Raw genomic sequence first — 11,311 nt, forward strand, 5'->3', positions numbered from 1 at the left:
TTGCATGGCTTCAGAATTATCGTCGTATCCTGGTTCGGTTTGATCGCTTGGTTGAGAACTATATCGGCTTTGTCCATTTGGGCTGCTTGGTGATCTTACTCAAACACTATTTTTGAGATGACTTCTAGTGAATTTCTGGAATCATTACTGGTCTGAACTGACACCCAAATGAGGTATGTTTTCCCAACATCGTCCAGGATAATCGTTCTACCACACCCCACCAGATTCCTGGGACTTCATACCACTTTGCTCCTGCTACCCCTGTAGGAATATCAGGATCCGGAGCTGTGACTTTATCGAGAAATCCATCCGGGTGAATCGCAACTTCGGTATACACGACACTGTAAATTGGTCCAAGGGTTGCTAGTGAAAGCATCATCCCCCAGCCACATTGTGATGGTTTCACCGTATGGGCTGCATCCAGGCGATCCTGGATGAACTCAACATAAGTCATACCGTCCGGCGCTCCAGTAACTGTCATCGGCTGGTTGGCTTTGTATCCAACAAAGACCAAACTGGTGCAGATCAAAAGAATCATTCCAGTCTCAATGATTTTCCAAATAAAGCGAAACAATCCAGCGATCATCATTCCTCCTCATGCTGGTCAACTTTGTAGTTGTCTTCAGGGTTTTCACCTTCACCGATTGTTAAGTTCCCAAATCTCAGCTCTTCCCGGTACATCCGGTCTATAGATATCTCGATAACATCTCCTTCGCTGCGTGCCATGTTACCGGCCAGATCTTTCAACTGTCGAACACATTCCAGGCTGAGACGAAAAGAACGAACTGGTTTGGTGGGTGAGTTTTTCTTGGGCATTTTGAACTCCTGTAAATTGTTATTTATATTGTAATACAAATGTATTACTTAATCAAGTGCAGCATTTCTGAAAAGAGGGTGCTTGCAATAAACGCTGTTGATATGGTTAAGTAAAAGTACATCTTGTCTTCTTGAAGACAAATCATGGAGGTCAACGTGAGCTGGTTTCCCCTACCGTAGGTTTTTTTTCAACGTGTGGTATTTATGGGGAAGAAGGCAAGACTTGCGCTTGCCGGCCTGTTAGAAAAATGACAGGCGAACACCACAGTCCGCAGATGCCGCACCTGCCCTGGATGCTGGGGCCAGGGGGCAGGGCGCTCAGGGTCGCCGGGTATCTCGCCCGGAAGGTCAAGGCGGTGCTGCAACTCGGCCATGATGCGCCGCACCATATTGGCCCAATTCACAGACTGGGCGTCGCTCCGGCAAAGTGCATCAAAACTAGCTCTTCAATATGCTGCGCGCGGTAACGCAACGGCCAATTCGCCAGCCCCGGATTCGCCCAGGACCACCAGCGGCTTCTGTCCCTGGCGGTCGTGGGCGTCTAGCCGGGCGAAATACTGCTGGCCGCCCATATACACCTTGGTGAGTCTTACGGCAAAGGCCTCGCTGGAAGCGGCTACTGCCGCAGTAATGAGATGACCTATCGTCTATCGTATAGAACAAAGAATTTACCCGAGTCGCCACCAGGTATCTGGTAGGGGAATTTCTTTGTTCTGTTTAGAACATCCTCGCCGAATGAGGAGAAGACTCTCAGAATGGCTCCGGCCACATACGTCTGATCGTCTATGCTCTGGTCCGCTACCATGTGATGGGCGACGCAGCCTTCTGCAAAACCATGCCCTTGGAGTTTCTGCGCGTCAAGGATCTGTTGAAACAACGCAGAAACGGCGGGTTGTCCCATAGGGTGGCGGCTGAGAACCAAGATGCCCTGCACTTTCGGCAACATGGGGTTGGGTGACTCTACTTTGGTTACTTCTTTACTTACCGAGGTCTTTTGGGTTGCATCCTCTTTAAACAACTTGTGGAAGAATTTCATTGTTCTCTCCTTTCATTCTTGCAAATTGTGGTTGATTTATGGATCAATCCTCAACTCAATGGCTAGAGGTGGAGGCTTTTTAGGCAGTTGGTATAACAGGTTTTGTGACTAGTGATCAATCTGCCTTGATCAGAGATGGTTCTATTCGTATACGTTTCTTGCGAGCTTGTTTGCCGGGCAATGGATTGATAACTGCGTGGCGATAGGCATCAATCCGCGCCAGGCAATCTGTATCTCTCGTTGTGACGTTTCTTGTTCTGCCCTACTTCCAGAACTGCCACCACATCTTGGATTTCTCGCTTAGGTAGGGCTTCAATTTAGCCATACACTTGGCACAGATGTTCCAGTCCGACGTGCTTTGAGCTACAATCATGCTTCTCCAGTGCTGGTACGCTGCCTGCTCACCCACCATCATGATCGCGGGGGTGTTCGTTAGTCCCATCTTAAATGGGTTAAACCCTTTGCTTAACACAGCTTTACGCATCTGATTAGCACTGATGATGGTGCCCATGCCGGGGCTACTATAAATGTCACAGACCTTTTTTCCTCCTTTCATTTCTTCTTTCATCCAATTTCTATTTACTTTCCGGCTCTGCCTGCTCAACGGCGGGTGGTTAGATATTCCAGCGCCTGCTTGGCTGAGTTGATTTGTGCAGGATTCAATGATGACGGGTTGTTGCAGCGCGCGACCCATTTTCTGCCTTTGGAGTCTGTGAGACTGGCAATGATCTCACCAGCCGCAACATTAGCCTTATTATTGTCAGATTCATCAAAAAATCGTATGCCCTAGAGGCTTTCCATCATCCCCATAAAGACCTGTGCATCTTCATGACTCATTTGCATGGTAAACTCTCCTTTCTCGTGGATAGTGATTTTTGAAAAAACGGATTTCCGGTCAAACAACCAAATTCAGATTCCAGATCGCTGCTTTTCAGCGGCCGAGTTTTTGTTTTGCTTCGGCTAACCAATCTTTTGTTGATTCCCGAACAAAAGCACTTGAGACGCCACGATCCAGTGTCTGTTGAAGGACTTTCGCCGCGGATTCATAATCCTTCTTGTAATTCAGGTATACAAAACCCAGATTAGAGCCAGCCAAGGAATTCCCCGGGTCACTTTCGAGTGCATCTTGGTAGTACTTTATGGCCTTGTCATGCTCTTCGAGTTTCTGGGAATATATATCCGCAATAAAACACTGTAATTTTGATTTGGTGAAGGCATCGTTTGGTCCATCCTCAATGAGCCGCAAAGCTATTTCAACTGCTTTGATATGATCTTTTTTGTTGTCACTTCGAAAGAAATCATAGGCTTCTTGCCAGAGCTTTTCTGCTTGATGGGTGTCCAGAGGACCAGAGGTTTTCTTCGGTGCAGATTGTTTCTGACCGAATAATCTACGTAGAGTGTTCATTTTTTTTCTCCTTCCTTGCGTTGCTTGGTTTGGGTTTAATTTATTGATATGGTTCAGGTCTTGAACCGGTGTTTTTGTGATCACTCGATAGATTCTCCTTTCGAACGCTGGTGATGCCCACAGTTATGCATCAACCCATACTGTGGACCATGAGGGGGATGCAGAAGGTAACCCATTTCAAAAGGTGTCTCGGCCTTGAGCCTGATCAATTTGTTGTTCCTTTTAACTGCCCTGGGAGGGCGACCAAATCTGCCTGGAACACACCGCCCATGGTATCCCCGAACACGATCCGATGCAGCCTTGGGTGGGCGGCGATGCAAAGGATCCAGCCGGGCATCGGCAGAAAGGCCAGCTGGTCTCCAGTGGCCGCATCCCAGACTCTGAGGGTCGAATCGTCGCCACCTGAGACGATGTGGCGACCGTCGGCTGTTACCGCGCAGCAGCGAGCGGCATCCTTATGCCCTGCGAGGGTGCGCAGTGAGCGGCCTGTCTTCGGATCCCAGATGGTCAACGTCCCACCTTTGTTACCCGATACCACCCACGCGCCATCAGGACTGATGGCACAGCACAGGCTATACTCGATACCCTTTGCATTCAGGAGCCTCGAGCCGGTTGCAGAATCCCAGACCGTGGTCTGGACACCTGCTGACACGATCCATTTACCGTCAGGGCTCACGGCGCACTCGGTCACTGTACCTCCCTGTTTACCCAGAGTCGCCAGCAAGGTCCTGCCTGCCATATCCCATATGGAGAGATTGCCAGAGCTGTGAGAAGCCACGAGCCTGGTTCCATCCGGGCTCATTGCACAACTCGAAACACCACCTTCAATGAAGGGCTTGAGGGAATCAATCAAGGCCCAAGTGGTTGCATCCCATAACTTCAGGGTGCCGTCTTCGCCCGCAGAGGTCAGCCATGCACCATCGGGGCTCACAGCACAGCTGTTCACCCAGTGGTTGTGTCCAGTCAACATGTGACGCTCAGCGCCTGTGGCCGTATCCCATACTTTCAGAACGCGGTCGCGCCCAGTGGAGACGAACCATGCACCGTCGGGGCTCATCGCGCAGGAAAGAGTGCGGTCACGGTGCCCTGCGGGTTGACACATCCGGCTGGAGCAGCTCACCTCCCAGGTCTTGAGGGTGTGATCACGGCTGGCCGACAAGATGAACATGCCGTCGGGGCTGACAGCACACCCCTCGACGCTATCACTGTGACCCTCGAGCACGTCGAGGGGGGCGTAGTTAGTGAGTTCCCACGTCCTGACGGTGCGGTCCGCTCCGGTGGACACCAGCCAGTCCCCATCGGGGCTGAAGGCACAACTGTGCACGTCCGAACGGTGACCGGTCAAAGCGGCAAGGTGGCGGCCCGTGACTGCATCAAAGATTCTGACAGAGCCATCGGCTCCAGCAGATGCGATTCGGGTCCCGTCAGGGCTGAAAACGCAGTCAAGCACTCGACTGGTGTGTCCCCCCAGCGTGTGGTGAGCAGCGCCTGTCATTGCATTCCAGGTTCTGACGGTGTGGTCGGCGCCGGCCGAGACGATCCACGTGGCATCCGGACTCACCGCGCATGCCTCAACCCCGCCGCAATGGGCCGGGATCGTGCGCTGCGTCGTCCCTGTGGCCGCATTCCATAGCTTGAGGGTGCCGTCGGCGCTCGCCGAGACGATCCATCTACCATCTGGACTCACTGCGCAGCCACGCACTTGCGCAATGTGGCCAGTGAGGATTCGCAGCCTGTCACCGGTTTCTGCATCCCAGACTGCCAATGTTCGATCCCGGCTTGCCGACACGATCCACGTACCGTCCGGGCTCACAGCGCAGTCGGTTACCCAGTCTCGATGACCGGACAGAACCCGCATCTCAACCCCCGATGTTTTATTCCACACCCTCAGGGTGGTGTCGGCCGCGGCCGACACCACCCAAGTGCCGTCGGGGCTGATCGCACAGCCGCGTACCCAGTCGCTGTGCCCTTTGAGGGTGCGCACGACTCCCGCCTCCCGCAAGGGAGTGCGTAGACGCACCCATGGCGTTTCACCACACAACAATCTGCTCGCCTTCGTACGCTCAACAACCTCAGAGATAGGCTCCTCAAACCATTGAAGCCGATTATAGAGCTGCTGCCACAGCAGGCCGGGATGCCCGGTAAGGACGTGGGTCTCCTGCCCCAGGGAACGCCGAAAGGCGTCGATCACCTCGCGCCAGATGTCATTCATGGCCTTTGAGCAACTCCTCAGCCTGAAGAGCCTTTCCCACGACTTTACGATGGGTGCCACTGGTCCATCCAACTCGCCCACCACCGGTGATCTCGGGGGTGAAGCTCGGGTGATCTGGTGCCTCGGTCAGCTCGGGCGCCTCGGCCACCGCGCGAACCGCGTCGACGAGCTCCGGTGTTGGGGCGATACGGCCCGCTGCCGCCAGCGCGTGGGTGATCTTGGGGCTGCGACACTCCATCAGCTCGCGGATCAGTAACGCCAAGGCGCGGGAACCTGGCTCACCTTCCTGCATCAGCTCCTCAACCGCCTGGTTGACGTACTGGTTGGGAAAGAGAATCCCCATTTTGGTGCACAGCGATATGAGGGTCTTGACACCTTTACTGGCTGGGGGCGGCGAGGCGGCTGGGGGATGTCCTTCAATACCATGAATGATCACCTCGAGTTCAGCCATGCAGCGCTGAAGAGCTGTATGGATGCCCGGATGGCCCAGATCCATCGCTGATAGGAATCTGTTGTCGCACACCATCTGAACCAGCTTTCGCAAACCGCTTATGACCTGGGCATCCGTTATGGGGTTGCCAAAGGGGTCGCGCCCAGATTCCAGGGCGGTTGCCGCCTCTTCCAACGTCCTGGCTATCCATGGAAGCTGCATGTCCAACTGGGGATCCAGGTCGGGACGCTGTTGACGGGGATGATCGATACCCAACCGCTCCACCCGTGCGCGCAGAGTTCGCAGCGCCTCGTTGGATGAGACCACCTCAGATTTTATTGGCTGTGATTTTCCACCCGTTCGTACGCCGCGCACAAAGTACTTGTAGACACGAAAGTAGGTTGTAGGACGGCAATAGTTGCCGCTGTCCGGGTCAAAGTCTACTGTGTAGGCGATGCGGTCTGGTGACTCGGCCCACCCCAGTTCGCTACGGCGGGTGAATGCCCAATACCTCTCTTGTTGGAGTTCCAGAAAAAAGGTCCGCAACGGCTCATCACCGATCTGAGCTAAAGCCACAAGCTCCTCTTTGGTCGGAAGCCGCCAGTCGCTGTTGCCAGCGAGTATCAGGTTTTTGCAGAAGGCGACCGCATCCTCATAGTTCATCTCTTCCGCGTTCTCTGCCTGCTGCCACATCAGACCGGTGCAGCTGTCACTGATTGTTCCATCTCCATTGTCTTTTAGCATCATGCTTTTTCCTTTTTTTCTAGCTTACTCTCTACGCCGTTTGGATCACAAAGGCGTTGAGTTTCAGTCGGGCCTGGCAGACCTGCTGAGGGCAGGTGATAACCGTTCCGAGCATTTCGTCTTTGATGAGTAAGGTCTGGTGGCATACTGGGCAATCCACACTCATCTCGGCGTTCTTTTGCCTTGCGGTGACAATCAGGGGCGAGCGGTCGCCCCAACTTTCAGACCCCCTACCTCCGGGCATGGCAGCCAACGCTCGTTCATAGTCTTCCTGCAATCGCAATACTCCGGTGTAGGTCCTGACGGTCTGCCCTTGTCCGTCTCGGCTGTCCACGACGCCGACTCTGGCAGCCTTCTCCTCCAGGAAGCGAAAATCGATCAGAGTTCTATAAACTTGGTCCCATCGCTCCGCTTCGGTCAGATGATAGGGCAGCTCGCTCAGGCCGTGGATGTCGTCGCCTGACCAACTGTGGTCACCGTCCGGGTCGGCCTTGAAGCGGAAATAGTCGGCCAGTTTGGCGTGATAGGCCTGTGCCTGACCGTCCGACAAAAACTCAGCTTCCGACGCGTCCCTCAGCTCCCGATGGTAGAAGGCAAGCAGCGAACTGCCATCCACGAGCCGCTCGGTCAAAAAGGGCGCCAGGTCGAACGATAAGCGCGACCAGAGCACGACCGGCAGGTGCGGCCCGTTTGCTTGGGGCAGCACCGTAGCCAGGAACTCAACCAACGGCTCCGGGATCCCCTTCTTCCAGTCCATCTGCTTGAGCTCATTGAGCCAGGCCAGCGTAGATGCTTCTGCGTCTGGCTCTCTTTCCCGAACGAATACGTCCGGATGGTCGTGTAGGTACTCGGCCGCCCGCTGCACCAGGTCGGAGGGTAGGTGGTAAGTCTGCTTGAAGAACCAGGTATAGACCTCAAGATCGCGCGACAGTAGATCGACCAGCTCGTCCTCCGCTAAGCCGTAGCGTGAAGCAGCCAGGTAGCCCAGGGCGCGCGAGACCAGCATTTCGCCGTGGTTTCCTTCGTCCTTCAGCCGTTCGATCATGTTCTCCCGGATAATTCCAGCGACGCCAGCCGCCAGCGTCTCCTGCGGCTGGAAAGATGTCCACAGCCGGGCCTCCTCAAACGCCAGCTTAAGGTAGAGCGGGTTGCACTGCGATTTTTCGAACTTATCCAGCACCTCAGCACGCTGGGATATGTTCAGCGTGCGCCTGACGCTGGCTAGCCATTGGGTCAACAACTCTTTGCCATCCTGGGGCTCCAGTCCGCCGAGTTGCACTTGACGGACCAGCTTTACCTGCAGGGCTGTGGCGATGTCTTCCTCTTAGCGGGTTGAGACAATCGCGGCGACGTGGTCTGGCAGCTCGGCTGGCAGCCAGATCAGGCCGCGCGCTCCCTGACTAGCTGCGAGTTGATCGAGCGAGTCGAGGAAAAGTATCAGTGGATTCTCCGAATTGGCCAGGCGCATCGCCTTGGCCAGTTCGGGCACCAGGTCGCGGTAGTCGAGGGGGATGTCAGACTCGTCCGACCCATAGCGGCGTGAGATCTCACGACACAGGCTCTCCAGCAGGCCGCGCCCATCCGACGAGCCGGGGGTGACGCCGATGAAGCGGTAGACGACCTGCGCGTTGGGGTGCATCTCCTGAGCCTGCTCCACCGCTCTGGCCAGCAGCGCCGATTTGCCCGTGCCGCCCCCGCCGACAACCGCCAGGGTGTGATGTCCGCCTTCCTTCAGGTGGCCGGCGATCTGCTTCAAAATATTGGTGCGCCCGACGAAGAAACGTAACCGCTTTTCGGCAAACTCCCAGTGGGCGCGGCCCTCCTCGTCCAGTACGTCATCCGGTCGGATGTGCACCGGCCCCTCGTGCGCATCGCCAACGCGCGGTCGCGCTATCTGGGTCAGAATGATCCGCTCCAGTGATTCATAGACGTCCTGGCAAAGTTGGTCGATGTGATTTATAGTGATGCCAGAGCCAGTCCAGCGAGCCTGGTAACGGTAAACGTTTCCGGGTACGTAGGCCGCCAGTTGCTCCTTCAGCGCATCCTGCCGGTCGTGCGCCGCACGATCCACGGTCTGGCTTTGCTCGTCTTGGTCCCGAAAGTCACGGGCAGCTTTATCAAACTCCGGCGGCAGCTCCTCGATGTGGCGGAAAAAGCACAGTACGTGCTCCGGCGCGTCCTTCACCCGCAGCGCGCCAGCGGCAATCTCTTGCTCGGTGGCCGAGGTGGTATATGCCAGAAATCGGTCGTCGGGTAGACCCAACTGCCTAACCGCGGCGGCCAGGATACGCTGCAGTCGCACCTCTACCGGCTGCCAAGCGATGTACAGCTCGTACGGGCCGCCTTTCTTGCGCGGCCTGAGCCTCCACTCCGGATCCACTGCATTTCCATCCAAGACATACCACGCTTCCAAGAATACTCTGTCATCCCCGTTGACCAACTCCAGTATCTGCTGGAACTCGTCGTCGGGGATCTGTGCCAGAGGTGGCATCCACCCGTAGCGGTCGCCAAGCAGGACGATAAAATTTGGGCGCGGGCTAGTCTGCTGGCAGCGAGCGATCTCCTCCAGGCAGATATTCATCGCCTGCTGATCGAGCGAGGCCTCCTCGCTGACGCCCCAGCGCAGGTCGATCACCTGGAAGTGGCAGCCGTATGTCTCGGCGAACTCGCGCAGGCGCGGAAAGACGCGCGCCTGAAGGGCGTTGCGTTCTGCTTTCAGGTCGCTAAAAGTGGAACTGACGAAAATCCGAAAGACGTGGGCTGTTTGGGACATGATCCTCTATTGTGCGCGTTCCGCGCGGTCAATCTGAAAGCCAATCCTTGCCAGCAAGAGCGGCAGTTGACGGACAAAGGCCAGGTTCTTTACCCGCTCGCTGTCCTGCAATGACTCGCAAGAAACCAGGTCCGGATGGGTTCGTCGTTTGCTGTACCTCCACTCACCGTAGCACCAGCCGTCCGCTTCTTTGGTTTTACACCAGAGCTCGTGCTCCAGATGTGATATTTGTATGATCTGTTTTTCTTGAAAGGGGTGCTCAGCGGCATCCTAATCTTGCAAGGGGTTGATGAGACCCCCGGGCAGTGCGACTTCGCTCTTTGCATACCCAGGAATTCATCCACACGCCAGGCCTTCTCTAAATTCAATGGCAGTCTGTCCGCGTATGGTTTCTTTGACCACGGCGTGAATGAGTGGTGAAATTCAAGATCGCCCGGACAAACTTCTGCGGGCGATCTGGGTACTCCAGGTTGATGAACGGCGATGGGAAGCGATGTCTCTCTCTGCACTCTGGCCCCGATAGCATCTAGAAGATCGGCCAGCAAGGAAGCGCCGCCGCGCTGCCAAAAGATCTCGACATCATTTGGAATCCAAATGGCATGGCTCTTGAAGGTTGGCCTGATTCGGGCCAGGTTCCAATCCATGGTGATGTCTCCTGATTAGATGATTTTCTGAGCCTGTTCTTCATCCATAATGTTTTTTTCCTGGCCAGTTTGTTAGAGATCGAGGATTTTCTCAACTTGGACAGCGTGACCAGTCTCTGGCGTCAGCGTCTGTTTCTTTATCGCATTATGGCCGTATCGTTCCCAGATTGCTCCCTGGCGGGCAAAAGTGAAGGTATTTTCACGAAGTTGTTGATTTGGACGTTCACCTCGTACCTGCGTTTTTGTTCACTGATAGTAATTGCCGAGGCAAACGGCCGTTATCTAACTTTTCATCTTGCCCCAGAACGGAACGTAGTCCATGCCTTCCAGACCATAAAGCTAACCAAGTACCACCTCTTCGATGCAATGAGCATCTGCCGAAGAGCGAAATTCCCACAGTCGGTAGCTGAGATTGGGGTCCCATTGCTTGAGCATTACGTCCTTGTAGTAAATTGCGTTGGCCTGACACTCGACTTCGATGCCCTCGTTGTCCATCCCCACCGCCTGCGTTGCTTTGTAGATGGGACAGCGACCAGTCTTCAAGACGATTCGTTCGGAATTCTCCTCAATAATTTCTGAGCTGATGCCCATACCTTCCTCGATGGTATCTCATACGAATCCAGCCGCTGGTGCAGGATCTATCTCATCCTGTCCAGCCTGGGTTTTGATCGCCTGGCCCTGTACCACCCCTTCATATCGCTAAGGTGGGTACCTAAAGCGATAGCCCCTTTCATTCCGATCTCTCTTGTCACGATGTTGAGGAAAGCATAGAAGAAGATGGCAAGATTTTTGGCCCCAAAAAGATCTCTTGACTTGCCGTTTGACTGCTCCTTTTGCTTGAAGCTGCCGGGCTGATTGGATGTGCCGGCAATGGATTAAATATCCACACGCCCAATGTGCAGCTGAGGCAGGACCAAGCGCACGGTGGGCGTGTGAGAAGAAGCAATAAAGAGTTTGCCATTGCGGTGATATACCGCCTGATCAGATTGACAACATACTCGTGTTTACCAAGAGGTTGTCTTTCTTATAATCAGCATAACAAAATAAAAACGAATAGTCAATCACTGAGTCAAAAGCGGTTACTGCCACAAAAATCCATAAAGAGGGTTGAAAAAAGAGAGAGCTCCAGTCAATATTGAAGTTGGCACAAACAACAAAGAAAGGAACTCTCGATGACAGACGAAGCTGTCCATATCAGTATAACCATAAAAGTGGAAGGTGTGACCAAGGAAATTGAGGAAAAAGTGCTTG

The 11,311-nt window shown here is 54.4% G+C and carries 11 protein-coding genes; all 11 read right to left on the minus strand.

From position 1 onward, the window contains the following. Positions 1-124: 124 nt before the first annotated feature. The 11 genes from ADN00_RS18155 to ADN00_RS18205 all read right to left on the minus strand — a co-directional run bounded on the left by ADN00_RS18155 (position 125) and on the right by ADN00_RS18205 (position 10,651). A complete protein-coding gene (locus tag ADN00_RS18155; RefSeq protein ID WP_075064424.1) occupies positions 125-586 on the minus strand; it encodes a hypothetical protein in 462 nt (153 codons plus the stop codon). Further along, on the minus strand, positions 586-816 hold the full coding sequence (locus ADN00_RS18160) for a hypothetical protein (protein WP_075064425.1): 231 nt from the start codon (positions 814-816) through the stop codon (positions 586-588). The genes ADN00_RS18155 and ADN00_RS18160 overlap by 1 nt, the downstream gene beginning before the upstream one ends. Positions 817-1,456: 640 nt before the next feature. Then, positions 1,457-1,852, minus strand: coding sequence for a hypothetical protein (locus ADN00_RS18165; protein ID WP_075064426.1), 396 nt, complete (start codon positions 1,850-1,852; stop codon positions 1,457-1,459). Positions 1,853-2,114: 262 nt separating this feature from the next. Then, positions 2,115-2,546, minus strand: a complete 432-nt coding sequence (locus tag ADN00_RS18170) for a hypothetical protein (RefSeq protein ID WP_152966413.1) — start codon at positions 2,544-2,546, stop codon at positions 2,115-2,117. A 237-nt stretch (positions 2,547-2,783) separates the two neighbouring features. Further along, positions 2,784-3,341 carry a tetratricopeptide repeat protein gene (locus ADN00_RS18175; protein ID WP_152966414.1) on the minus strand — a complete coding sequence of 186 codons (558 nt, stop codon included), beginning with the start codon at positions 3,339-3,341 and terminating at the stop codon, positions 2,784-2,786. A gap of 121 nt (positions 3,342-3,462) precedes the next feature. After that, a complete protein-coding gene (locus ADN00_RS18180; RefSeq protein WP_075064429.1) occupies positions 3,463-5,469 on the minus strand; it encodes a WD40 repeat domain-containing protein in 2,007 nt (668 codons plus the stop codon). After that, the gene (locus tag ADN00_RS18185) at positions 5,462-6,646 is read right to left on the minus strand and encodes an Lcl C-terminal domain-containing protein (protein WP_075064430.1); all 1,185 of its coding nucleotides are present in this window, start codon (positions 6,644-6,646) and stop codon (positions 5,462-5,464) included. Before ADN00_RS18185 ends, ADN00_RS18180 begins: the two co-directional genes overlap by 8 nt. Before the next feature lie 28 nt (positions 6,647-6,674). Then, positions 6,675-7,880, minus strand: a complete 1,206-nt coding sequence (locus ADN00_RS18190) for a hypothetical protein (RefSeq protein ID WP_152966415.1) — start codon at positions 7,878-7,880, stop codon at positions 6,675-6,677. An 87-nt stretch (positions 7,881-7,967) separates the two neighbouring features. After that, entirely contained in the window at positions 7,968-9,416 is a 1,449-nt protein-coding gene (locus ADN00_RS18195) for a DUF4062 domain-containing protein (protein WP_075064432.1), read from the minus strand. A 6-nt stretch (positions 9,417-9,422) separates the two neighbouring features. After that, entirely contained in the window at positions 9,423-9,653 is a 231-nt protein-coding gene (locus tag ADN00_RS20635) for a RyR domain-containing protein (RefSeq protein ID WP_082390410.1), read from the minus strand. Positions 9,654-10,399: 746 nt separating this feature from the next. Then, positions 10,400-10,651 carry a hypothetical protein gene (locus ADN00_RS18205; protein ID WP_075064433.1) on the minus strand — a complete coding sequence of 84 codons (252 nt, stop codon included), beginning with the start codon at positions 10,649-10,651 and terminating at the stop codon, positions 10,400-10,402. Positions 10,652-11,311: the final 660 nt, after the last annotated feature.

Origin of the sequence: Ornatilinea apprima (assembly GCF_001306115.1) — a bacterium.
Lineage (GTDB): Bacteria > Chloroflexota > Anaerolineae > Anaerolineales > Anaerolineaceae > Ornatilinea > Ornatilinea apprima.

What these genes read in the sequence shown, in the direction of transcription:
- ADN00_RS18155 (WP_075064424.1), bottom strand. Translation starts at nt 586, where the DNA reads ATGATCGCTGGATTGTTTCGCTTTATTTGGAAAATCATTGAGACTGGA.
- ADN00_RS18160 (WP_075064425.1), bottom strand. Translation starts at nt 816, where the DNA reads ATGCCCAAGAAAAACTCACCCACCAAACCAGTTCGTTCTTTTCGTCTC.
- ADN00_RS18165 (WP_075064426.1), bottom strand. Translation starts at nt 1,852, where the DNA reads ATGAAATTCTTCCACAAGTTGTTTAAAGAGGATGCAACCCAAAAGACC.
- ADN00_RS18170 (WP_152966413.1), bottom strand. Translation starts at nt 2,546, where the DNA reads ATGGGTCGCGCGCTGCAACAACCCGTCATCATTGAATCCTGCACAAAT.
- ADN00_RS18180 (WP_075064429.1), bottom strand. Translation starts at nt 5,469, where the DNA reads ATGAATGACATCTGGCGCGAGGTGATCGACGCCTTTCGGCGTTCCCTG.
- ADN00_RS18185 (WP_075064430.1), bottom strand. Translation starts at nt 6,646, where the DNA reads ATGATGCTAAAAGACAATGGAGATGGAACAATCAGTGACAGCTGCACC.
- ADN00_RS18195 (WP_075064432.1), bottom strand. Translation starts at nt 9,416, where the DNA reads ATGTCCCAAACAGCCCACGTCTTTCGGATTTTCGTCAGTTCCACTTTT.
- ADN00_RS18205 (WP_075064433.1), bottom strand. Translation starts at nt 10,651, where the DNA reads ATGGGCATCAGCTCAGAAATTATTGAGGAGAATTCCGAACGAATCGTC.